General features: G+C 45.7%; 18 protein-coding genes and 2 pseudogenes. 14 read left to right on the forward strand and 6 right to left on the reverse strand.

What is annotated here, in order from left to right; all coding sequences use genetic code 11:
- The first annotated feature begins 310 nt into the window (after window positions 1–310).
- Together NB504_RS01190 and NB504_RS01195 are read left to right on the forward strand one after the other, a co-directional pair.
- The gene (locus tag NB504_RS01190; protein ID WP_057567852.1) at window positions 311–499 is read left to right on the forward strand and encodes a hypothetical protein; all 189 of its coding nucleotides are present in this window, start codon (window positions 311–313) and stop codon (window positions 497–499) included.
- A gap of 251 nt (window positions 500–750) precedes the next feature.
- Complete coding sequence (locus NB504_RS01195) at window positions 751–1,122, forward strand: hypothetical protein (RefSeq protein WP_258428101.1); 372 nt, start codon at window positions 751–753, stop codon at window positions 1,120–1,122.
- A gap of 142 nt (window positions 1,123–1,264) precedes the next feature.
- Here the strand turns inward: NB504_RS01195 and NB504_RS01200 are convergent.
- Window positions 1,265–2,113: pseudogene (locus NB504_RS01200) on the reverse strand (IS5 family transposase); the annotation flags it as partial.
- A gap of 655 nt (window positions 2,114–2,768) precedes the next feature.
- Between NB504_RS01200 and NB504_RS01205 the strand changes: the two are divergent.
- A complete protein-coding gene (locus NB504_RS01205) occupies window positions 2,769–3,875 on the forward strand; it encodes a M23 family metallopeptidase (protein WP_258428102.1) in 1,107 nt (368 codons plus the stop codon).
- A 118-nt stretch (window positions 3,876–3,993) separates the two neighbouring features.
- Here NB504_RS01205 and NB504_RS01210 read toward each other — a convergent pair whose 3' ends face one another.
- On the reverse strand, window positions 3,994–4,407 hold the full coding sequence (locus tag NB504_RS01210; RefSeq protein WP_013857204.1) for a VF530 family DNA-binding protein: 414 nt from the start codon (window positions 4,405–4,407) through the stop codon (window positions 3,994–3,996).
- Between the two features lie 331 nt (window positions 4,408–4,738).
- Here NB504_RS01210 and NB504_RS01215 point away from each other — a divergent pair, with 331 nt between their 5' ends.
- The 3 genes and pseudogenes from NB504_RS01215 (at window position 4,739) to NB504_RS01225 (ending at window position 8,706) form a co-directional block, all read left to right on the forward strand.
- A complete protein-coding gene (locus NB504_RS01215; protein WP_258428103.1) occupies window positions 4,739–6,070 on the forward strand; it encodes a ferric reductase-like transmembrane domain-containing protein in 1,332 nt (443 codons plus the stop codon).
- A 214-nt stretch (window positions 6,071–6,284) separates the two neighbouring features.
- Window positions 6,285–7,184, forward strand: a pseudogene (locus NB504_RS01220) (homocysteine S-methyltransferase family protein).
- Window positions 7,171–8,706 (forward strand): BCCT family transporter, encoded by a 1,536-nt coding sequence (locus tag NB504_RS01225; protein WP_094144900.1) that lies wholly within the window; start codon window positions 7,171–7,173, stop codon window positions 8,704–8,706. The pseudogene NB504_RS01220 and the gene NB504_RS01225 overlap by 14 nt, the downstream one beginning before the upstream one ends.
- Window positions 8,707–8,827: 121 nt before the next feature.
- Here the strand turns inward: NB504_RS01225 and NB504_RS01230 are convergent, their stop codons facing one another.
- A complete protein-coding gene (locus NB504_RS01230; protein ID WP_258428104.1) occupies window positions 8,828–10,609 on the reverse strand; it encodes an alpha-amylase family protein in 1,782 nt (593 codons plus the stop codon).
- 197 nt (window positions 10,610–10,806) lie between these two features.
- Window positions 10,807–12,045 (reverse strand): DEAD/DEAH box helicase, encoded by a 1,239-nt coding sequence (locus NB504_RS01235; protein ID WP_026028635.1) that lies wholly within the window; start codon window positions 12,043–12,045, stop codon window positions 10,807–10,809.
- A gap of 324 nt (window positions 12,046–12,369) precedes the next feature.
- Between NB504_RS01235 and NB504_RS01240 the strand changes: the two genes are divergently transcribed.
- Entirely contained in the window at window positions 12,370–13,143 is a 774-nt protein-coding gene (locus NB504_RS01240) for a hypothetical protein (protein WP_258428105.1), read from the forward strand.
- Between the two features lie 47 nt (window positions 13,144–13,190).
- Here NB504_RS01240 and NB504_RS01245 read toward each other — a convergent pair whose 3' ends face one another.
- A complete protein-coding gene (locus NB504_RS01245; RefSeq protein ID WP_029189727.1) occupies window positions 13,191–14,558 on the reverse strand; it encodes an L-serine ammonia-lyase in 1,368 nt (455 codons plus the stop codon).
- A gap of 123 nt (window positions 14,559–14,681) precedes the next feature.
- On the opposite strand from NB504_RS01245, the gene NB504_RS01250 reads away from it, so the two are divergent.
- The 7 genes from NB504_RS01250 to NB504_RS01280 all read left to right on the forward strand — a co-directional run bounded on the left by NB504_RS01250 (window position 14,682) and on the right by NB504_RS01280 (window position 23,494).
- Window positions 14,682–16,151: a protein adenylyltransferase SelO gene (locus NB504_RS01250; protein WP_258428106.1), complete on the forward strand. Its 1,470-nt coding sequence runs from the start codon at window positions 14,682–14,684 to the stop codon at window positions 16,149–16,151.
- 117 nt (window positions 16,152–16,268) lie between these two features.
- On the forward strand, window positions 16,269–16,997 hold the full coding sequence (locus NB504_RS01255; RefSeq protein ID WP_026028047.1) for a response regulator: 729 nt from the start codon (window positions 16,269–16,271) through the stop codon (window positions 16,995–16,997).
- Window positions 16,998–16,999: 2 nt separating this feature from the next.
- On the forward strand, window positions 17,000–18,454 hold the full coding sequence (locus NB504_RS01260; RefSeq protein ID WP_017044591.1) for an ATP-binding protein: 1,455 nt from the start codon (window positions 17,000–17,002) through the stop codon (window positions 18,452–18,454).
- A gap of 147 nt (window positions 18,455–18,601) precedes the next feature.
- Entirely contained in the window at window positions 18,602–19,855 is a 1,254-nt protein-coding gene (locus tag NB504_RS01265; protein WP_026027514.1) for an ABC transporter substrate-binding protein, read from the forward strand.
- Window positions 19,856–20,313: 458 nt separating this feature from the next.
- The gene (locus NB504_RS01270) at window positions 20,314–21,309 is read left to right on the forward strand and encodes a TRAP transporter substrate-binding protein (RefSeq protein ID WP_017044592.1); all 996 of its coding nucleotides are present in this window, start codon (window positions 20,314–20,316) and stop codon (window positions 21,307–21,309) included.
- A gap of 133 nt (window positions 21,310–21,442) precedes the next feature.
- Window positions 21,443–22,129 carry a TRAP transporter small permease gene (locus tag NB504_RS01275; protein WP_094165740.1) on the forward strand — a complete coding sequence of 229 codons (687 nt, stop codon included), beginning with the start codon at window positions 21,443–21,445 and terminating at the stop codon, window positions 22,127–22,129.
- A gap of 3 nt (window positions 22,130–22,132) precedes the next feature.
- The gene (locus tag NB504_RS01280) at window positions 22,133–23,494 is read left to right on the forward strand and encodes a TRAP transporter large permease (RefSeq protein ID WP_013857190.1); all 1,362 of its coding nucleotides are present in this window, start codon (window positions 22,133–22,135) and stop codon (window positions 23,492–23,494) included.
- Between the two features lie 49 nt (window positions 23,495–23,543).
- On the opposite strand, the gene NB504_RS01285 is transcribed toward NB504_RS01280, so the two are convergent.
- A complete protein-coding gene (locus NB504_RS01285; RefSeq protein WP_047690794.1) occupies window positions 23,544–24,884 on the reverse strand; it encodes a sigma-54 dependent transcriptional regulator in 1,341 nt (446 codons plus the stop codon).
- Window positions 24,885–24,903 lie beyond the last annotated feature (19 nt).

Below are 24,903 nucleotides of genomic sequence, written 5' to 3' on the forward strand. Positions count from 1 at the left end.
AGCCTGCCTAGCCTTTTTAAGGAAAAACTATGAATGAGCTTATCCACGAACTAAGCCTGTTAGATACTGATGCGTTGTATTTGTTTACGGTCGATAATGTGAGGATACAAGGGAATATTGCAGAGTTTGACTTAACTATCCAAACGTCATCCCAGATTTTGAGCCGATGGCTCGTAACATGTAAGCACTGCCTAAAAGCTAAGATAGATCACACAAATCTAGCCAGAGAGGTAACAATCAAATACGACATATTCATCGTTGGCAGTAGCTACTTTTCAGGGTCATACTTTGAGGCCACGAGGTTAACTTCATGACTTCGGAAGACATACTGCACATAATACAAGACGAGATGGGGGAGAAGGTAATCGCATCGGTCACATTAAGTGATACCGGAAACCTTATAGTCCAGTACGGCGATAAGGTTGTGGTCTACAAAACTGCCACCTCTGCAAAGCCTGCATCTGAGCTATTAAAAATAGTGGCTGATTTCATTAACTGATTTCCCAATCCAATCATGATGAAGGGGCGTTAGGGTGTTTAGCTCAAATTCCCCCCAAAATAGTTGGCAAACAAACCCCATACCGTGTTCTAGTTTATAACTCATAATTGAGTTTAATCATCGAAGCTAAAATGGACATGAATTAGCAGAAAAATAATATAAACCAGTAAGCTGTTTAGCAACTGATGCTTAAAATCTCTGTGTATAGCATCAGAAATTTCGATATGATGAAAAATAAAATGGAGTTCTATATGAGTTACCAATCTGTACTCAGTGAGTTCAAAGGCGCATCCGACTCACTTGTTTTCACTAATGACCACATTAATCTAACTTTTGGTGGTAAACAAAATCGATTTACCGTAGACCTGATGGAAGGTGAGCACCAGTTTTTTGTTCGATATCATGATGCCGACACACCTCTAATTGCAGCGTACTTGCTTGATAATGAGACACAAGTTGCGGTTGAGACTGGAGTAATTGCATGGCTAGAATATAATAATTTTGTTTATAAAATAGAGGCTTTAACTGAAGATGCAGAGCACTCTCCGCTAATGCCACTAGATTGCTGCCTTACTGTAAATATGGATAAAACCATCAGGCATTTGATTGAAGAAAGCCAATAAAGATGAAAGCAGCAGACTGAGTTATTTCTTATAAGGCTGCTCTTTGCGCAGCCTTACTTTAGATAAACAAAGTATTTGGCATCTTCCGGGCTTTGTTGCGTAATTCAGGGTGGAGACAGATTTATCCTGCTTTGTGTATTTCTTAGTCAACACGACAAGTTTCAGGCATACCTAACCCTGTAAGCTTGTTTAACGCTTTCATCATGGCGAGAAGTGGAAGCCTAACCAACCTGAGCGTTGTAGTTTCTCCGGCTTAATTTTCCGCCTAGCAGTTGCTTCACCAGATGCATAGCCGTTTCTGAAATAGAACGCTTGTGGTAATCACACCATTGTTTCCAGTGCTTATTAGAGCCATACAACTTCTGACAAGCCGAGCTTGTTCCCAGAATGTGGCTCCGTCTCGTGGAGGAATGAGTGCGTCTGTTCGCTTTCTACGGATAGCTTCGTACAGTCCTTGGTGCCATAAGCTCCATCGCCCGATATCTCAGTAATCTTTCTGAGTGTTTGCTTGAGTAGATTGGATAGCACTTCTGCATCAGTCACATTCGATAAACTCAACTCCGCAGCGATAATTTCGTGAGTATCTGCATCAACGGCTATATGGAGTTTTCGCCAAACTCTGCGTTTACCGTCCGTGCCATGTTTTTTAACTTTCCATTCACCTTCATCATAAACCTTGAGACCAGTGGCCTCGATGGCTAAGTGTCTTATCACTCCAGAAGTTTTAGGTTTGAACGAGATTTCCACCTGTTTAACTCGCGACTGATACAAGTGTAATGCGGGCGCTTCAATGGTACTTGGGCAAGCATAAATACAGAGTCAATAAAGCCTTGCAGAGTGCGTAACGGTATTGAGAAGATATGCTTCTTCATCAACGCAGTTGTGATCGCTAGGTCACTAACTCAGCGAGGTCTTCCACGCTTTTTTGTTTGCTTTGTTTCCACTCTCTTATCGCTTCTTCATCAATCCAGAAGGTGAGTGAGTCTGTGTTCTGCCCAGTTGTTCAAATAAGTGGGAGTGAAAATAGAGAGCTTTTTAAGCTGTGACCTCATGAGTCTATGATACAAACCGTTATACTACTCATTGCGATAAGATTGCTTGTGTACACTCCAATGGCACAACAGAAATTTGATGTAGTCTTATAATTTAGATACTTAACAATGATTTGCATATTTATGCATAAATGTTTTATACCAAAAGAGTGTTTTTATGAGACCATTGATTTATCAAAGTGGAAGCCTGATGCTATAATAATCGCACCATTGGTGCATTGGTGTGTTGTGCTTTGATATATTGTGTTATAGGGCTTGGAGGCCTTACTGTTCAAGGTTTGGTAAATTTAAAGTGCACACACACATGTGTGTTGCTTGAAAATAACCTTATATAAGAGTTCGAATCCTACAGGGCGCGCCATTTATTCAAGAAAGCCCCGATAACTCAAAAAGTTGTCGGGGCTTTTGTTTTTCATGTTCATCCGTTCGGTTTTTTACTCCGATGGTACTTTTGTGCAGAGTGTTGATAATTTCATCGCTTTCATCTTATTACATCTTGCTCCTACTGGCCTCGCAAAACGCACCTTCTTAGCTATCCCACGAATATTTTGTGCCACACTCCAAGTGAAACTTAATTCATATGAAGGATGCGTAATGAATCTAACCAAATCTTCTTTAGTGACATGGTTTATCTGTTTTAGCCCAATGGTGGTAAGCCATCAGTTGTATCCTGATGTCGATACACCACGACTTAACGAAGCGCAGCTTGCAGAGAGTCAACTGCCATTTTCTCTGATTAGCGATGATGAGTTTGTTTTTCGACCTCATCAACGTCCTTTCAATATTGAAGATTTTATTGGCACCCATCAGCCACATTGGCTTGAGCTTGTCGAGTCAGTTAGCCATTGGGCTGGGGCAACGGGGGTTGATCCTCGAGTGTTATTGACCACTTTAGCGTTATTAGAACAAGAGAGTGCTTCGGAGCAAAGCTTGGACGATAGACAGCGGCAGATCAAAGATATTGCGAATCAACTGTCTCAGCGTTTTTATCACTATCAAGAAAGTTCATCGGCTCTTCAATACAATGCTGCGACATTAGCGGTCATACAGCAATTGAATCGGGTGGATGATTGGGCATTATGGAAATCGCAATATGAGCTTTGGTTTGGTGCTTTCAGCGAACCACAAAACACACCAGCTCCTATGCGTATGGGAAACCTCATTGCTTCGCCTAGTGAGGGGTTTATGCAGTGGCCATGGCGCAAAGGGTACCAGTGGATACCTAACGGTACGCATGCGCACAGTGGCTCAGGTTTTCCGCTTTCTTCAATCGACGTTTCTTACGATTGGCCAGCTTGGGGCGCGCCAACTTACAGTGTAACGGCCGCGCATGATGGCTACGTGTCGGTGATGTCTCGGTGCCAACTGCGCGTGACGCATCCAAACGGTTGGGCGACGAACTATTACCATATGGACGGAATCCAAGTCGCGAATAATCAGTGGGTGACGAAAGACAGTAAGTTGGGTGTTTATGCTAATCAGCGTTCCATTGCTTTGTGTGAAGGTGGATCGTCCACCGGCCCTCACTTGCACTTCTCATTGCTTTATCAAGGGCGTTTTCAATCTTTACAAGGTGTGAGTTTTGGGCCATATAAGGTTCAGACTGGGCGATATAGTTACGATAATCATTGCCAATATACATGGCTGTATGACCAACGTAAGCAGCAGAAAGTCTGCTTATGGCAACCTATTTATAATTAAGGTTTACGCTGAAATGTTGTGATGGAAAATGTTGGTGCAAGGTTCTCTCTTACACCAACATTCATTTTGTGCTCAACCGATTTGTTGTGTCGTGAGCCGATCACTGACTTATCGTTCTTTAACGACGAAACGAACGGTTACGTGCGGAACGCTCTTTATGGGCAGAAGCCGCTTTAGCCTGTGAGTTTAAAATGGAATCAACCGTCAGCTCCATTGGCTCTTTAGGTTTGAGGCCATGTGGGAAAGTGCGCGCGCGCGGTGGCAGATCATATTCTTCAGCTGAAGCGCGTGGCATACGTTTAAAGCGATATAGGTAGAAGTTTTCTACTTTCTCTCTCGCCCAATCGGTTTTATTGAGATATTTCACGCTGCTGGCAACCGATGGGTTGGTATGGAAGCAGTTAAAACGCATTGCCGTATCGAGAATATCCCAACCGTAAAAATCCACTAGTTCTTGCAGTAATGTTTCTAACTTAAGACCGTGTAATGGGTTATTTCTTTGTAATTCAATTCTTTCTTCTTCAGTCATCATAACGAGTTCCTAAGTAGTTCACTAACCGAGGCCAGCAGGGGTGTATGGTTTTCGTTGGTTTTTTATTCAAACAACGTGGCATCACGAATGATCATCTCTTAACACGCTAGTTGAAGGGGCCGCATTCTAACAGAATTCAGTGACCCTCCCTAAGATTATCGTGCGGAAGATCAGCGTTGTTTGATTGGTCAGATTTTTCTGCGTTCAATAAAAGGACATAGCGCTTAAAGAGTTTGGATTGCCGTCTTTACACAGATTTACTTGTTACTTCATCTACTTTACGTTGTGATTGTTACTCTTAGATAACCTTTCAATTTAAGTGGTTATTGTGATGAGCAGAGTAAGCAAAACGGTATTGATTGTGATGGTGGTTGTCTCGGTATTATGGATGCAAGCCGAGCCAACGCTTTTGGTGTCTGAAAACCTCTTCAAGTGGCGATCGGCTTTTATCCAGTGGTCAGGCATTTTGGCCATTGTGGCGATGTCATTGGCTATGGTGCTGGCGCTTCGTTTGCCCCTTGTTGAACAGTGGACACAAGGAATCGATAAAGGCTATCGGATACACAAATGGCTGGGCATTTCGGCCACGTTGCTTGGTTTATTTCACTGGCTTTGTTACCAGATACCGAAATGGATGATCGCACTTGAGCTCCTGACTAAACCTAATCGGCTCAATGGCTCTGGTCCACAGGGGAGCTTGTCGGGTTTTGCGCTTTGGGTAAAAGAGATGCGCCCGATTGGGTTAGCCATTGGCGAATGGGGGTTCTACTCATTATTGCTGCTGGTGGGTGTATCACTGTGGCTAACCATTAAATACAAACCGTTTCGCTTATCGCACCGTTTGATGGCGGTGGTGTACCTTTTGCTGGCTGGGCATTCGGTATTATTGTTGAAAAAGGCGTATTGGGGCTGGCCGATTTATTGGTTAGTGTTGATGTTTATTGCGCTTGGCTCCGCGGCCGCAGTCTACAGTTTGCTTGGATTTGTGGGCCGAAATGCACGTTATTCAGCGAAGGTTAGCGCATGCCACTACTGCGCAGCGAGCCAAACGTTAGATTTAAGAATTAAGATGGAGAAACCTTGGCCCGGGCATAAAGCAGGGCAGTTTGCCTATTTGAGTTTTGTTGACGAAGAGCCACATCCGTTTACTATTGCTTCGTACAATGAGGCTAATGAGCTGCGATTTTTGATCAAAGAGCTCGGCGATTTTACCACAGGTCTTTATAAGAGAATTACCGTGGGTGAGCCGATTGAGGTCGAAGGTCCATATGGACGATTTGAGTTTTATAGTGATAGGCCACAAGTCTGGATTGGTGGCGGTGTCGGCATCGCTCCATTTATGGCTGGGTTAGATTATTTACACACGGTAAAAGCGCATCCGGCTACTTATCTGTTCTTCTGCTGCAATCATGCAGAGCAAGCCCTGTGTGATGAGCTTAAGCAGAAAGCATTGCGTGCAGGTGTCTCCCTCACAGTGATTGATTCAAGCATTGCGCCGCATTTGTCTGCCGAGACTATTGCTCGCCAGTGTGGTGATTTAAGCGGTTTTGAGTTTTTCTTTTGTGGCCCTGTTGCGTTTTCTCGGACTTTAAAACAGGCGTTGAAGCCTTACCATGTAGACGTTGAAACTCAGTTCCATGAAGAGTTGTTTATGATGCGTTGAGTATTTGTTGTGAAATGACCAAGCCCCATGTTTTCTAAGAATTACAGCACGAATGACAGCATGAACAACAGATAGTGACCTTGCGAAAAAGAATAGATAAATCAAGTCACTTACTTGAATAAAATTCATATTGCACTTCAATGTTATTCACTATGATCCTGCTCACAGTATGCTTCAATGGCACTGACCAATAAAGCATTATGGATACGATATTATGAGCAAATTAACCCTTCTTGATGGTGGCATGGGGCGTGAATTAAAAAGAATTGGCGCTCCTTTTTCTCAGCCACTTTGGAGCGCGCAAGCGCTGATTGAATCTCCACAACATGTTCGTTTCGCTCATCAAGGATTTATTGATAGCGGTGCCGACATTATCACGGTGAATAGCTATGCGTGTGTCCCTTTTCACTTGGGCGAGTCACTATATCAAACCGATGGTGCAAGGTTAGCGAACTTAGCCGCGCAGATTGCTGCGGAAGTAGCACAACAGTCAGAACGTCCGATTTTAGTGGCGGGTTCTATGCCACCGGCTATGGGAAGCTATCGGCCTGATCTCTTTCAAGCCGACGTCGCACGAGCGATTTCACTCACTTTGTATCAAGCACAAGATCCTTATGTGGACGTCTGGTTAGCGGAGACGATTGCCAGTTTAGAAGAGTTGAGCATGATCCAATCGGTGTTTGCCTGATCAACGAAGCCTTGCTATTACGCACTGACTCTGAAAGATGACTCTAATATCGCACAATTGCGTTCTGGGCAGTCAGTGTCTGAAGCCGCAGAACAAATCTATTCTGCGGGTGGGGCGGGTATTTTCTTTAACTGCTCAATACCCGAGGTGATGGCTGATGCCATTCAACAGGCGAAAACGGTGTTGGAAGGCCGAGCGCAAAAGATTGAAATCGGCGTTTATGCAAACAGTTTTACGCCGATTAAATCGGATCACGCCGCTAACGAAACCGTACAAGCCATGCGTGAGTTTAGTGCAGAAGATTATCTCGCATTTGCCAAGCAGTGGTATGCCCTCGGTGCAACCGTGATCGGCGGATGTTGTGGCATCACCCCTCGCCATATTCAAGCACTTTATGAATGGAGGCGCAGTTTTGAAAAATCTTAATTATGGGTTGGCTTTTCCTGCGATTGCGTTAGTGCTTGTTTTGTTAACGGTATCTGCGCTTTATCCAGCCACCTCTCAAGCGATGGCGGCGCAAGCTATGGGCTGGGTGAGCCATTGGTTTGGCTGGTTAGTACAGATGGCAAGTTTGGCGTTGGTGGTTTTTTTACTGTGGCTGGCGTGTTCGAAATACGGCCGCATTCGTTTAGGTGAAGAAAAAACCGAATACAGTAATTTTTCTTACGGCGGGATGATTTTTACCGCTGGCGTCGGGGCGTCACTCATTTACTGGGCGATAGGTGAACCGATGTATTATTTACAATCGCCGCCGTTATTTGCTGAGCCTAATAGTTATCCTGCTGCGGCATGGGCCGTTACCTACTCTATTTTTCATTGGGGCATTACAGGCTGGGCGATTTACTGCTTTCCAGCGATTCCGTTTGCTTATGCATTTTATGTACAAAAAAAACGCACGTTAAAAGTTTCCAGTTTGTGTTCTTCGGTAGTGGGTGACCATCCTTTGGTGGCAAAAAGTATCGATCTATTGTCGATTTTTGGTACGTTGGCCGCGTTTGCTAGCTCGCTAGCCTTAACTGTGACCTTGGTCAGCGCCGGTGTGGCAGAGCTGTTACAGATTGAGAATAGCCTTGGCTTACAAGGCACAATTATTGTGCTTTTTGTGGCTGCGTTAGTGGTTGTGATGGGGGTTGGTTTTAATCAGGGCATCAACATGATTTCTAACTGGACAGTCAGCATGGCGGTGTTGTTTGCCCTGTTTGTATTATTGGCGACTCAACCTTCTTTCATTCTTAATAGTTTCACTGACTCGCTGGGCGTGATGTTGGATAATTTCTTTAGAATGTCATTGTGGACAGACCCTGTTCAGCAAAGTGGTTTTGCACAAGGCTGGACTCAGTACTATTGGTTTTGGTATTACGCGTACTTGATTATGATGGGCCTATTCATCACGCGAATTTCTCGTGGACGAACGATTCGTGAAGTGGTTTTGTACACCATCTCGATGGGCGCTTTGGGTTGTGCATTTTTTATCTCCATTTTTGGTGGCTATGCGGTGTGGGCTCAAATGCTGGGCGGTTTACCCGTTCAGGGCTGGATGGCAGAAGGTGGCTTAACCTACGCAGTGGTTTCATTGATAAAAACCTTGCCTGGGGGAAATGGGGTGCTTGGGCTATTTCTACTCATTCAGTTTTTATTGATGCTGACCACTATGTCCAGTGCGAGTGTTGCGACGGCGATGCTCACCACCAATGAATTGGCTTTGAATGGTGATCCTGATAATCGAGTAAAATTGCTTTGGGCCTGTGCGATTGGGCTGATCAGTTTAAGTGTATTTTTGGCTGGGGGAGGGATTGAAACCATTAAGTCGCTTTGTGTGGTCGCAGGCCTTCCTATGATGTTCATTTACGCCATCATGCTCAAAACCTTTTTACATACTTTAGGCATTTTGCCCAATCAGCATGAGCGGGAATCTGATCAAGAACCCGTGTTAATGAAAGTCACTTAAAGCAAGCCTTAACCTTATAGCGTTTAGAGCGCTTAGCTCTATAGCGTTTAGCAAAACAAGCCAGCACGATGAAGATGCTGGCTTGTTGTATTGAAAGAAGACCAATGACTCTCTTTGAGGCTTAAATATTATTGAGAACCATGAAATGGGTCGAAAGTGGGGTGAAGTCGATCATCACATAGCTCTCTTGTTCGTTGACGAAGAGCGTCAGCGTTTGTTGATTTAGCGGGTCGAATAGAGTGTGCTCACCACAGGTTAACTGCCAATAAGTGGTCAATGCTTTAGGTAAATGCAGTTTTACGGTTTTGCCACTTGTGGCACTGAAGTTCGCGGCGATGATCAGCTTTTGTGACGGGTTAGAGCGAGCAAAGGCAAATAAGTAATCTTGCTGGTCGGAGAAGTGTTCAACATTGGCGGCGTACAGATCATGATATTCACCGGTCAGTGCGGGGCTCTGTTGGACTAAATTCAGTAATGTTGAGTAGAAATCGCGCAGCTGTTTCCCGCTCTCGCTTAATTGGCCACCATCAAATGCACCGTTATTCATCCATTTTTGGTGTTGTGGAACACCGATATAGTCAAAAATAGAGGTGCGCGAAGGCTGGCCAAAGCCGGCATATTCCGCTCCTGGTTCGCCCACTTCTTGCCCAAAATAAAGCAAGGTTGGTGAGCTGGATAAACAGGCTGAAATCAACATGGCTGGGCGTGCTTTATGTGCTTCCCCTGCAAATTCAGGCGAGGCAATTCTCTGCTCGTCATGGTTTTCCAAGAAATGCAGCATGTGATGCTCAATGTCGCGCAGTTGATATTCAATACGACCAATCTCTTTGGTAGAGCCGTGTCCTTGCATGATGGCTTTGAGACTATCGTAAAGGTCGACTTTGTCGTACAGATAGTCCATTTTCCCGAGCTGGATATAATCGCGGTATAAATCTGGCTGATACACCTCTGCCATTAAAAAAGAATCGGGGTTGTGTAGTTTAATCGCCGAATTGAGATAGCTCCAAAATTCAATCGGTACCATTTCGGCCATATCATAACGAAAGCCATCCACGCCTTTATCGATCCAATAAAGGGCGATATCCCGAAATTTACGCCATGAATCCGGGACACTTTTGTCTTGCCAGAAAACGGCGTGTTCAAAGTGAGATAGAAAACGGTATTGCTGCGGAAGTTCGGCAAAATCTTTGCTTCCATCAGGTTTGATGCCGTAGTTTATTTTGACGGTTTCATACCAATCATCGATGTTCGGCTTGGCTAAACGAGATCCATTGCCTGTCCATTTTGCGGGGTGTTCGTAAAACGGGGTGGCTAAATCTGGGTGGCATTCACCGCCCAACGGTAGCAATGAGGTGGGCATATCTGGCAGTTTAAAGGGGGTGTCGGGTAGGTAATAGAAGTTATTGTCCCTGGCGTATTGCACACTGGTATCATCATTTTCACCAAAATCATTGACTCCGACAGGGTTATTGAGCCCTTGATATTGGCGCGCCACGTGGTTAGGGACAATGTCGATGATGACTTTCATGCCCGCTTGGTGTGTACGCTTAATCAAGGCTTCAAATTCGTGATTACGCTGAGCTGGGTCGTCGGCTAAATCAGGGTTTATCGAATAGTAGTCTTTAATGGCGTAAGGCGAGCCCGCTCTACCTTTGACAACACTTGGGTGATCATTCTCTATTCCCCATGCACGGTAATCACCCACCAGTGCGTGATGTAAAACACCGGTATACCAAATATGAGTGATCCCAAGTTGATGAATTGCATTGAGTGCATCGTCAGTGAAGTCACTTAATTTACCGACGCCATTTTGTTCTTTCGTTGCCCAAGGTGTGTTGCAACGGTTTGTATTACCGAATAAGCGCGTGAAAACTTGATAGATAGTGTATTTGTTGTAAGCCATAACGTGTCAACCTAAGCGATGATGGGATGCGAGAAATAGGAGATGAGTTGCAGGCTAATAGAAGTTGATGAAGACAGAATCATCCTTGAGTAGTGATTTTGGGGCGTAGAGAGAAAGAAGGCGTAAAAGTGTGATGCGGGAATGGTTTAGTCAACAAAATCCCACCGGGCGGTGGGATTTGTAAAGAAACATTATGCTTATGAGCGTTTTTCTTGTTTAGGGCGAGGGCTACGACGCGGTGCACTTGAGTGCTCGTTATCACGCTTTTTCAAGTGGTAATTTAAAATGGAAATAGGCACGTCTTTTTTCGGTGTGAAACCTTCAATTTCTTTACGCACAAGCAAATGTCCTAAGCGGCTTTCAATCATGCACAAGTTTTTAAAATCATCGCGTGATACGAGAGAAATTGCTTCACCGGTTGCACCAGCACGACCGGTTCGTCCAATACGGTGAATGTAGTTCTCCGCAGGATAAGGCAAGTCGTAATTCACCACTCTTTCTAAGTTATCAATATCAATACCGCGCGCGGCAACGCCCGTTGCAATCAAAAATTGCAGTTTACCTGCTTTGAAATCGGCTAATAATTTTTCACGAACTTCTTGGCTACGGCCACTGTGAAACGCCTCTGCCGCAATGCCACGCTTTTCCAGTTGGCTCGCCAGCTTTGCCGCACCGTGTTTGGTTTCGATGAAAATCATCGCCTGTTGCCATTGGTTTTCAGTAATCAAATGGCTCAGTAGTGCAGATTTTTGATCTTTATCGACAGTGATAATCCACTGCTCGATTTGATTTGGCGTGCGGTTGTAACCAGCGACATCAATTTCAATCGGATCATTAATGGCTGATTTGGCCAACTCACGCACTGGACGAGAAAGGGTCGCCGAAAACAGTAAGTTCTGACGGTTTAGTGGCAGGCGATCAACAATTTTATTGATGTCTTCAATGAAACCCATGTCGAGCATGCGGTCAGCTTCATCCATCACCAACACTTCAAGCTCATCAAAATGAACGGCGCGTTGGCCATACATATCAAGCAAGCGCCCCGGCGTGGCGATCAAAATATCCACCCCTTCAATCAAGCGTTGTTTTTGTTTTTGCGAATCGACACCGCCGTACATCGCAAGGCAGGTTAAGGGCAGATACTTTGCGTATTGAGTGACGTTCTCTTCCACTTGCAGAGCCAATTCGCGAGTGGGCGCTAAAATTAATGCGCGAACACGTTTGGCGCGCTGAGTTGTTCCTTGACTAAGCATCTGCAAAATGGGCAGTACAAAGCTAGCGGTTTTACCCGTGCCGGTTTGCGCTGCCGCAATGACATTTTTACCCGTCAAAATGGCTGGGATTGCCTGTTCTTGAATTGGTGTTGGGGCAGAATAGCCGAGTTCGTGAACGGCTTTTAAGATTGGATCGCTCAATCCTAGGTTGGAAAATGGCATGCGGGCTCTCAGAGTTAAAAAGTCAAAACAGTTAGCAAGCGATGGCTTTCTCATAGTAAGGCGCTAGACCCCAATACTTTGAGTGCAACTCATCGCAAATTCGGCGCATTCTAGCATGAACTCTTCAAATGCGGTGAGATACCTCAGTGTCAGCGATCGTCTCTTTATTCAGAATAGCGCCTCGTTGCCGAGTCGCTATTCTGAGATACCAATAAGATTGTTATCAATGAGTGCAGGGAGTTGGATTGGCATCACAGAGCTTTTAGAACAAGTGGGATCTATTTTCGATATATTAACCTTACTTATTTGTCAGGGAATAGATTCATGGAATATCAGCAGCTACCGATTCAGTATACTGTGGTGAGTGCGTTAAAATTAGTCCAAAAAAATTGGCTGACTCTCATGCTGCAATCTTCACCTTTTTTGGTGGTGAATCTCTATTTCACGATTGGTGTTGTTGACTTTGATGATCCACAACAGTTGTTCACATTAACGAATGTCATTGTTTATGTGCTTTATACGGTAACGGCGGCGATGGCGACAGTGCGCTTGCATCGTTTGGTTCTGTTGGGTGAAAAATCTTGCCGTTTGAGCACGATTTTTTACTTAAGTTCGCGTGAATTGCGCTTTATTGGATGGTGGGCTGCGTTAGGCGCTATGCTGTTTGCCATTCTAATCATACCCATGTTTATCATTGGCTCGCTGGCAAATATAGTGACTATACCAATGTGGTTAATCCAGCTTTGTACCTATGCCGCAATGCTGCCTATTGGCTGGTTTATCTCCCGCTGGTCATTAGTTTTGCCAGCAACAGCACTAGATCATCAACCTAGAGGTTTGAGTGTCGCGTGGCAAATGTCAAAGCCCCACGCCAAAGCACTATTTGTGCTGATAGGTGTGATCCCCATGCTTATCAACGCACTACTACAGCCCTTGTTTAATCTGCATTTTCTGCCATTGACATTACTATTGTCACTCGTCTGGTTAGTGGTTTGTGCGGTTGAGATTTGTGTGTTGTCGCTCAGCTTTCAGTGGATTGTGCAGCGAGAAGCGATTACCCAGAACCAAGAGTTACGCATTCCTGAATTTACCGCTTAAACAAGCCCTGTATTCACACAGGGCTTGATGAGGATTGAACGGTATTACTATTCACAAGGTGGTGATAGGTGGATTAACGCTAAGCCACCTAACGAGGTTTCACGATATTTCCGATTCATATCTTTCCCCGTCTGGTACATGGTCTCAATCACTTTATCTAGAGAAATTAAGCATTTGCTGGTCCGTTTTAAGGCCATGCGTGAAGCGTTAATCGCTTTCACGGCTCCCATTGCATTGCGTTCGATGCAAGGGACTTGAACTAAGCCACCCATTGGGTCGCATGTCATACCCAATGAATGCTCCATGGCAATTTCAGCCGCCATGCAAATTTGTTCGTTGCTGCCACCTCTTAGTGCGGTCAACCCTGCCGCCGCCATTGAGGAAGAGACTCCAATCTCCCCTTGACAGCCTACTTCGGCCCCCGAAATAGAAGCATTGGTTTTGTACAAAATACCAATAGCGCCAGCCACGGCGAGAAAATCTTTCAACTGCTTAGTATCAAGCTCTCGGATAAAGCGGTGGTAATACATTAATACGGCGGGTATCACTCCTGCCGCGCCATTGGTTGGCGAGGTGACCACTTGCCCTCCCGCTGCATTTTCTTCACTGACCGCGAAAGCAAACAGGTTAATCCAGTCCATGATCTCCATTGGGTCACTTTCAATCGCCGCGTTAGCTTCCAGCTTTTTGAGCAGTGCTGGTGCGCGGCGCGTGACATGCAACCCACCTTCGAGAATGCCTTCCGTTTCAAAGCCGCGCTGCATACAGAGCGACATCACTTTCCAAATTTGATCGGCTTTGTGGTTAATCGTTTCAAGATCATGAAACGCTATTTCATTGCGCAAAACGAGACTGCCTAAACTTAAGCCATGTTTTTCGGCTTTAAAGAGTAATTCATCAGCAGAAGTAAAAGGAAATTCGACCTCCACGGGTGCATTTGCACTACCGTGTTCCAACTCTTTGGCGGTAGCAACAAAGCCGCCTCCCACCGAGTAGTAAGTTTCAAAGGCTAACGTTTCTCCTTGCGCTCCAAAAGCGGTAATCGTCATACCATTTTCATGTAAGGGAAGATTAGTATTTTGGAAGAGGAGGTCAGTTTTTAGCTGGAATGGAATGAGCTTTTTTCCCGCTAAATTAAGCTCACCGTGTTCAATAGCATGCGCTAGCGCTTGATTGGCGCTGGTGATTTTGATGGTGTCAGGCTTATTGCCCAGCAGGCCTAATATCACGGCGCGATCCGTGTGGTGGCCACGTCCTGTAAGTGATAATGAACCGTAAAGGTCAATCTGCACTCTTGCCACTTGCGTTAAATCAGCAATGATTTGGCTAAATTGATAGCCCGCAATCATTGGCCCATTGGTGTGTGAGCTAGAAGGGCCCACACCAATTTTAAAAATATCAAAAATGGATAACATCGACTTCACCTTGAATGTGACCTGTAATAGGTGACAACTTTGCCTAATAATACCCTAGTCTAGAGCTCAAGTATTTGCTAACGTGCAAAAGTCTAACCAAAAACCATATTATGAGGACTTCGCATGTCGATTTGGGATGAAGTAACACTGCACACTCGCTATGGTGAATTACCCTCGGCTTTTTATTCTCAAGTGAACCCAGCGCCTTTAGACAATGTGCGTTGGGTTGCTTGGAATGCCTCACTGGCTGGCGATTTGTCTTTACCAACACAACCTAATGATGAGCTACTGCACAGCCTGTCTGGCCAAGTTATTCCCGCGCAATTTAAGCCATTAGCGATGAAATACGCAGGCCATCAATTTGGTATTTATAACCCTGATTTAGGTGATGGCCGTGGCTTACTGTTGGCCGAAATCGAGAGTAAAACGGGTGAAGTGTATGATCTGCATTTGAAGGGTGCAGGGCTTACGCCTTATTCGCGTATGGGGGATGGCCGCGCCGTACTGCGCTCCACTATTCGTGAATACTTGTGTAGTGAGGCGATGGCGGGTCTTGGGATTGCGACCACAAGAGCATTAGCGATGATGAGCAGTGACACGCCTGTTTATCGAGAAAAACAAGAGCGAGGTGCGCTGCTGGTACGTGTAGCGCAGAGCCATATTCGCTTTGGTCATTTTGAACATTTTTTCTATACCAACCAATTAGCAGAGCAAAAGCAACTGGCTGATAAAGTGATTGAGTGGCATTACCCTGATTGCCTTACACAAGAAAAACCTTATGCGGCCATGTTTAGTCACATTGTTGAGCGTACTGCTAAGATGATTGCCGATTGGCAAGCGGTTGGATTTGCCCATGGTGTGATGAATACCGACAACATGTCTATCCTCGGTCAAACCTTTGACTACGGTCCTTTTGCTTTTCTCGACGATTATGAACCGACTTATATTGGCAATCACTCCGATTATCAGGGCCGCTACGCGTTTGATCAGCAGCCGCGTGTGGCGTTGTGGAACCTGTCCGCTTTAGCACATGCATTGTCACCGTTAGTGGAAAGAAGCGATCTGGAAGCGGCTCTCGCTCAGTTTGAAGCGCAGCTCGGCCGTTATTTTAGCCAGCAAATGCGTCGTAAACTGGGGTTGCTGACCTCTCTACCCGGTGATTCGGTGTTGTTTGAGCAAATGTTTGAGTTATTAACCAAAAATCACACCGACTACACTCGTTTTTTCCGGCAATTATCCAATTTGGATCACGAAGGGGAGCAACCTGTATTGGATCTCTTCATTGACCGCGGCACGGCACAAGTTTGGCTTGAACAGTATCTGGCTCGTTGTGAGCGAGAAATCGAAAGTTCGGGGAACGCGATTTCGATTGAGCAGCGCTGCGCAGAGATGAGAAAAGTGAATCCGAAATATATTTTGCGTAATTATTTGGCTCAACAAGCGATCGATAAGGCAGAACAAGGTGATTACCAACAAGTGCACCAATTAGCACAATTGTTAGCCAACCCTTATGCCGAGCAGCCGGAAAAGAGTCATTTTGCCCAGCTTCCTCCTGAATGGGGGAAAAAAATGGAAATCAGTTGTTCCTCATAAGTAACGCATTTTGTGATCTCTATCTAGACAGAATTCAAACTTTACATAAATATCAATAATCAAAAAAATGACCTATAGCTACACTAGGCCGATCAGTTGAAAATATGGATAGTGGACATGCAGGCAAGAACGCGCATTCTAGTCGTGGATGATGACGAAGAGATTCGGCAATTATTAGATGAGTACTTGACGAAGTCTGGTTTTGATATCGTCACCACCGCGGATGGCATCGAGCTATTAGCCTATTTGGAACGCAACAGTTATCCCGATCTTATTTTGTTGGATGTGATGATGCCCGGAGACGATGGTTTTACTTTATGCCAAAAAATCCGTCGTCATTCGAACGTTCCTATCATTATGTTGACCGCGGTTTCTGATGAAACTGACCAAATCATTGGTTTAGAAATTGGCGCGGATGATTATGTGGCGAAACCTTTTAACCCGCGTCAGTTAATGGCGCGCATCAAGGCTTTGCTGCGCCGGGTACAAGTCAATGATGAAAAAACAACCGATGCGCTGCCCAAACAGATTACGTTTGGTGATTGGCAACTCGATACCTTGTCACACCGAATTACACATCTAGAGCGTGCCGATGAGCATGACTTGTCGGGCAGTGATTTTGCACTACTGATGCTGTTTTTAACCCGGCCTAAGGAAGTGCTTGATCGCGATACCATCTCATTTGCTACTCGTGGACGTGAAGCGCTCCCTTTTGAGCGAGGTATCGACGTGCAACTTAGCCGTTTACGTCAGCGATTGGGTGATAGTGCAAAATACCCTCACTACATTAAAACTATGCGTGGCAACGGCTATATTCTGGCCGTTCCGGTCAGTTACGGCCATTAAAAATGACGCTAAGACGTCTCTTTTCACGATTAAAACCCAACTCTCTTGTCTCACGAACACTGCTGCTGACTTTGTTGGCGGTGGTGATAGCGCAGGGCATCGCAACGGCGATTTGGTACAGCCAATCTAAACAAAAAGAGTTGGAAGGGATCAGTTCCGTTTCTTCTAGCATGGCAGGTATGTTTGCTTCCACCGTGACCTTTTTTCAATCACTACCCGTCAAATATCGGCATATCGTGCTGGATCAAATTCGCAATATGGGGGGAACCCGTTTTTTTGTCTCATTCAATAAAGAGCCATTGACTGTGGAGCCGATTATCGATACGCCGCTCAAGCGAGCTTCAGTCGATGCGGTGAGGGAAGTGTTGCAACAAAAGCTCAATAACGTTGAGAGTATTCAAGTTGAATTTACCAAACCAGAACATTTGCGATTACTAAAAAACGATATTTTTCTCAGCGACTTACCCAAGTCGTGGGCCTACCATACACTCACACTTGAACCGCTAAACCCGCCAGTGCTGGTGGTGCAAATCGAACTCTCAAGCCATGAATGGGTTTACGTGGCGGCGCTACTTCCCGCTCCATACGTGAAATTGGATGACACTCTACTAAGAAAAGAGCAGATCTTATTTCTCTTTTTTTCCACCACCATTTTGTTAGCGTTGACCTACTTGCTTATGCGCCGCCAAGTTCGGCCACTGAGAAATTTAGCCAAAGCGGCGAATGAGATGAGTATGGATATTGCCCAGCGTCCCTTGCGTGAAGAGGGGGCGACAGAATTGATTACGGCGACCCGCGCATTCAATCGTATGCAGCAACGAATTCGACGTTACGTGGCCGATAGAGAGCATCTGTTTTCGGCCATCTCTCATGATTTAAAAACACCCATCACCCGCTTACGCCTAAGGGCTGAATTGCTCGAAAGCGATGTTAAGCGCGAAAAATTTAACCGCGATCTCGATGAGCTAGAGATGATGGTTAAAGGGGCATTGCAGTGCGTGCGAGATACCGATTTACACGAAAATAACAGCAGTATTGATCTCAATGAGATGATTCAGACGATTGCTGAAGGGTACAACTTAACTCGCCAAGTGGTCCATTTTACGCCTACACAGCTTGAACCGATAATCGCTAAGCCTCTAGCTATTCAACGAGTATTGACAAACTTGATTGGCAATGGCGTGAAGTATGGTCAGCAAGTGTGGGTGAAGTTGGAAGAAAATCCAGAGTGGGTGGTTATCACCATTCAAGACCAAGGCCCGGGGATCCCGATAGATAAATTAGAAGCGGTCTTTGAGCCCTATTTTCGCCTTGCCGATGATGATCAAGGCCACGGTCTTGGTCTTGGAATATGCCGAAGTATTTTACATGGACACGGCGGAGATCTCATTTTACGCAATCCAGCTCATGGTGGTCTGGAAGCACAAGTCTTTATCCCACCTACGTTAGCGGTGTAGTGTAACGCTTTCGTTACGTTAAAATTACGGTTTGTTTCAACGAAAAAAATTTTCTTTGATTAGACTAGTAGGTAAACGATCAGCACTTTAATGGTTAATAAAAGTTTGCGAATCAGGTTTGCCGAATCAAAACCAAGGAAGATGATGATGAAATTTCATAACACTCTGCTTGCTTTATCTTTCCTCTCTGTCTCTTTCATCCCTTCGACTCACGCTGGTGAAGTGGAAGTACTCCATTGGTGGACTTCCGGTGGTGAAGCCAAGTCGATAGCTGTGCTCACCGAAATGTTGGAGCAGCAAGGCCATAGTTGGAAAGATTTCGCTGTCGCAGGTGGTGGTGGTGAAAGTGCCATGACGGTATTGAAAACGCGCGCGGTGTCGGGTAACCCACCGTCGGCGGCTCAAATTAAAGGACACGATATTCAAGAATGGGCGGGGCTTGGTTTTCTCACGAATCTTAATGATGTAGCCAAACAGGGTGGTTGGGATGAAGTCGTACCACCGATGATCACCAATGTCATGAAGTGGAATGGCCAGTATGTGGCCGTGCCAGTTAACGTGCATCGCGTCAACTGGTTGTGGGTTAACCCTGCGGTACTGGCTAAAGTGGGTGCTAAAGTGCCAACTACGTTAGACGAGTTTTTTGTTGCGGGCGATAAGATCAAAGCCGCGGGTTATGTGCCACTGGCGCACGGTGGCCAACCTTGGCAAGACGCGACGGTTTTTGAAACGGTGGCGTTGAGCGTTCTTGGCTCACAAGATTACGTGAAAGCGTTTGTTGAGCTCGATATGGCTGTGCTCGCGGGCGACAAAATGGTTGACGTGTTCAGCCAGTTTAAAAAAGTTCATGACTACATTGATGTTAACTCTCCAGGCCGTGATTGGAACGTTGCGACTTCAATGGTGATAAATGGTGAAGCGGCGATGCAGATCATGGGCGACTGGGCAAAGGGTGAGTTTACCGCAGCGGGTAAAGTTGCGGGTAAAGATTACCTGTGCGTGGCCGCGCCAGGTACGGCCGATCAATTTATCCATAATGTCGATAGTTTTGTCTTTTTTGAGCTAACTGATGCGGACAATAAGCAGGCGCAAAAAGCGCTAGCCGCCACGATCCTAGATCCTAAATTCCAAGAGGTATTTAACCTCAACAAAGGCTCGATCCCGGTACGCACAGATATGAATATGTCAAAATTTGACCAGTGCGCGTTGGACTCAATGGCGGCCTTTAAAGCGACGGCTAAGTCCAACAACCTTGTGCCCAGTATTGCCCATGGTATGTCGACAACCAGCTATGCCCAAGGCGCGATTTTTGATGTCGTAACGAACTTCTTCAATGATCCGAAAGCGGATCCAAAACAAGCAGCACAAAAACTAGCGAAAGCGGTGAAAGCTGCGATGTAGCCCTAACCCCCAGAGTGGGTAGGTTTTTTAGCCTGCCTGCTCACCCTCTTCTTGTAGCACACCACTTTCTGTGTGCTACTAACATAATCTGTCGGTTCTAACCAATTAGCGCGCTCTCCGATAAAGAGCTCGGGGGGAGTGCCCAAACTAGGCTTGCTGTTTGGGCGGAGGGTGCGCTTCCTTCCTGTTTCACATTTTTTCGTCATTCTCATCGCCACCCTCTGATGGATTTAGCTGGGTGTCATTTCCCACCCAAAATTCATATTCCTTGGGTCATTTTCTACCCATTTTTGCTTTATATCATAAGATTCTATGGGTTGTTGTTAACTGAATAGCTGGTGACACCTTATGGTTACTGGCTTGTTAATGGAATGTGTCATGTTGGCTTGTTAATTGCCTTATAGAAAACAACCAGCACCCATTGATGGGGCTGATATGTTCAATCAAGGAGAATAATAATGTTAAAGCCACTGACTTTGCTGACCGCTTCCATTCTTGCTGTAACCAGTTTTAATGCGGCCGCAAATTGCGACCCCGGCGAAATCGTCATTAAGTTTAGCCACGTCACGAATACAGATAAGCACCCTAAAGGTATTGCGGCTTCGCTGCTTGAAGAGCGTGTTAATAAGGAGATGAATGGTAAGGCTTGCCTACAAGTTTTCCCTAATTCAACCTTATACGATGACGACAAAGTATTGGAAGCCATGCTAAACGGCGATGTGCAGCTAGCGGCGCCTTCATTATCAAAATTTGAAAAATTCACCAAAAAATTCCGTATTTTTGACCTGCCATTCCTATTTGAGGATGTGGACGCAGTTGACCGTTTCCAAAACTCGGCTGACGGTGAAAAACTGAAAAATTCAATGACACGTCGTGGTGTGAAAGGGTTGGAGTTTTGGCATAACGGTATGAAACAGATGTCAGCCAATAAACCTCTACTCGTTCCGGCGGATGCAAAAGGATTAAAGTTCCGCGTGCAAGCATCTGATGTACTGGTGGCTCAGTTTGAGCAGCTTGGTGCAAACCCGCAAAAAATGTCTTTTGCAGAAGTGTATGGCGGTTTGCAAACCAAAGTTATTGATGGTCAAGAAAATACATGGTCCAACATTTACGGTAAGAAATTCTTTGAAGTGCAAGATGGCATTACCGAAACCGATCACGGCATTTTGGACTACCTAGTGGTGACATCGAGCAAGTGGTGGGACAGCCTACCAGCCGACGTGCGTGACCAGTTCGCGACCATTTTAAAAGAAGTCACTGAAGCGCGTAATGCGGAATCAAATAAAGTCGAGCTCCAAAATAGACAATACGTGTTGGAAGCCGGAGGCGTGATCCGCACTCTCACACCTGAACAGCGCCAGCAATGGGTTACAACGCTGAAGCCTGTGTGGCAGAAATTTGAAAAAGACATCGGTTCAGATTTGATTGAGGCAGCGCTGGCTTCAAACAAATAATCAGCCTCCAACCCCACCTTGCGTGGTGGGGTTGGACTCAACGCGTTTATTGCTCGTCTCATTGATAACTAACCTGAAGCCGTGCGGTGACCTTGAGTCAATTCCGATAATTACTATGAGAGCGATGTATCACATGGAACACTCTTTTTTCTCTAAAGTCGGCCGATTTACCGATGCGATTGAAGAAATGCTGATTGCATTCTTCTTGGGCTCGATGACCTTATTAACGTTCGTTAACGTTGTTTATCGCTATGTTTTTAACGGCAACATTTTATGGGCATTGGAATTAACCGTGTTCATGTTTGCATGGATGGTACTGGTTGGTGCGTCCTATGGGGTAAAGAAACACTTTCACATCGGAGTTGATGTGGTCATTAACATGGTGCCTGCAACCATGCGAAAAGTGTCTGCACTGGTCGCGGTGGCTTGTTGTTTAACCTTTTCTATTTTACTGCTCATCGGTTCGTGGAATTACTGGTATCCGTTTGCGACTGAGCGTGCTTGGTATGAAACCGACGATATTCCTATGCCGGAAATGCTGCAATTTCTCTCCGATTGGCTCAATGAAGGGGAGCGCTATGAAAAAATGCCGCGCTTTATTCCATACATGGCATTGCCTATCGGGATGGGATTACTCACTTTTCGCTTTTTACAAATCGCCTATCAAATTCTCAGCGGTAAGTTAGACAGAATGATTTCTGGCCATGAAGCCGAGGAAGATCTTGAAGCGCTGAAAGCGGAAATGGCACAAGTGAGCGAGACCATATTAGAGCCGAACCGCGAAGCGACCCCGCCTATTGATTCTCGCAAGGAGCGTTAATTCATGGATATTTTACTGCTGTTTGTTATGGTCATCGGCTTTATGTTAGTCGGTGTACCCATTGCTATCTCGCTCGGATTATCCAGCGTTCTGTTCCTACTTTGGCACTCCGATACTTCTTTAGCGTCAGTGGCTCAAACCTTGTTTAACGCTTTTGAAGGCCATTACACTTTGCTTGCGATTCCATTTTTTATTTTGGCTTCCAGCTTTATGTCAACCGGAGGTGTGGCAAAACGCATTATCCGTTTCGCTATCGCTATGGTGGGTTGGTTTCGAGGAGGGCTGGCGATTGCCTCGGTAGTGGCCTGTATGATGTTTGCAGCGCTGTCAGGTTCTTCACCGGCGACAGTGGTGGCGATCGGCAGTATTGTTATTGCCGGAATGGTTAAAAATGGCTACAGCAAAGAGTTTGCCGCTGGGGTTATTTGTAATGCTGGCACACTGGGCATCTTGATCCCACCTTCGATTGTAATGGTCGTGTACGCAGCCGCGACCGATGTATCGGTAGGGCGCATGTTTTTAGGCGGTGTGATCCCAGGTTTATTAGCGGGTTTGATGCTGATTGTTGCTATCTACATTTTTGCACGAATTAAAAACCTGCCGAAACAACCTTTTGTGGGTTGGAAAGAAGCGATCTTCGCCGCCAAAGATGCCAGCTGGGGTTTGTTGCTGGTGGTGATCATTCTCGGCGGGATTTACGGTGGTATCTTTACGCCAACCGAAGCGGCTGCGGTGGCAGCGGTATACGCTTTCTTGATTGCCAATTTTGTTTACAAAGATATGGGGCCGTTCGCCGACAAAGAAAATACCAAACCTGCCTTGGTCAAAATCGTGCAAGCCTTTTTCCATAAAGATACGCAAGCGACTTTGTTTGACGCTGGTAAACTGACCATCATGCTGCTGTTTATCATCGCCAATGCATTGATATTGAAACATGTTCTGACCGAAGAGCGCATTCCGCAAATTATTGCTGAATCGATGCTTTCCGCCGGTCTCGGGCCTATAACATTTTTGATTGTAGTCAACATATTACTGCTACTTGGTGGTCAGTTTATGGAGCCATCAGGGCTGCTGATCATTGTTGCTCCATTGGTCTTCCCCATCGCCATCGCACTCGGTATTGACCCCATTCACCTTGGGATCATGATGGTGGTGAACATGGAAATAGGGATGATCACACCGCCCGTCGGGTTAAACTTGTTTGTCACCGCAGGGGTTGCCAAAATGTCGATGATGAATGTGGTGAAAGCGGCGCTACCGTGGGTGGCGATTATGTTCCTATTTTTGATGATTGTGACCTACGTGCCTTGGATTTCCACTTGGTTACCAACCACCTTAATGGGGCCGGAAATCATCACTAAGTAACCAAAATGCTGACCTGAAATTTCTATGGCTGCGGCATGTTATTAGAGCTCTATATTTTATAGAGCTCTTTGTCTAATCCGTAACGCTGCATTTTGTCGTACAACGTTTTACGCGGTACGTTGAGCCTTTCCATTGTTTCATTGATACGCCCACCACACTCAATCAATGCTTGTTCAATCACTGATTTTTCAAATTCGGCCACTTGTTCGACTAAATGGGTGGGTAACTTTTGTGATGGCTCGCTGTCGCCTAACTGAGCCAGTTTCCCCAATAGCACATAGCGCTCTGCGGCGTTGCGTAGTTCGCGCACGTTTCCCGGCCAGTCATGGCTGATTAAGCGCTGCATTTCAGGTTGAGAGAGTGCGGTTGCCGCTTTACCGTAACGAGCCGCGGCCACTAACAAAAAGTGATGGAAAAGGGCAGGAATATCCTCTTTACGTTGGCGAAGTGGTGGAATATCTAATGTGACAATGTTTAAGCGATAGTAGAGATCTTGACGAAAGGTTCCTGCTTGAGCTGCTTGCTTTAAATCGACTTTTGTTGCGGCGATGACTCGAATATCCAGAGGAATCAAGGTATTGGACCCAACTCGTTCAATGACTCTTTCTTGCAATACGCGTAATAAACGAATTTGTGCCTGCATCGGCATTGATTCAATCTCGTCCAGAAATAAGGTGCCGCCTTGTGCGTGTTCAAATTTACCAATGCGTTTGGTTTCAGCGCCAGTAAAGGCGCCTTTTTCATGGCCGTAAAGTTCACTTTCTATCAAATTTTCAGGCACTGCGCCGCAGTTCAGTGCGACGAAATTGAGCTCGCGGCGAGAACTCTGCTCATGTAACGATCGAGCAACCAGCTCTTTTCCTGTACCAGTTTCGCCAAACAGTAGAATATCAGCCTGAGTGTCGGCGACATGAGTGATGGTGTCCCTTAACGCTTGGATGTTGCCAGTATTACCGATAATGCGTGGTCCAAGAGTTTGGCTCGCTTTTAAGCTGCGTTTTAGCTGCTGATTTTCTAACGTTAAGTGGCGTTTTTCTATCGCGCGGTGGATGGTTTCTATCAAGCGTTCAGTAGCAAAAGGTTTTTCGATAAAATCGTATGCGCCATCGTGCATCGCTTGTACGGCCATCGAAATATCGCCATGTCCTGTGATCAAAATAACAGGGACCTCAGCATCTTGATGATGAATCGAGTTGAGTAAGCTCTGGCCACTGAGGCCAGGTAAGCAAATATCGCTCACCACCACAAGAGGCAGCCCGTCGGCTTTGGCCGCCAGTAAGGCTTCTTCCGCACTGGAAAATAACCGCGCTGTGAGGTCGGCGAGCTCGAAACTTTGCGCAATGGCGATACGGATATCCGCCTCATCATCGATAAAAAATACATCACACATTGGTTGTCCTTAACTGCTT

This window comes from Vibrio sp. RM-69-4 (assembly GCF_024743775.1).
GTDB lineage: Bacteria > Pseudomonadota > Gammaproteobacteria > Enterobacterales > Vibrionaceae > Vibrio > Vibrio anguillarum.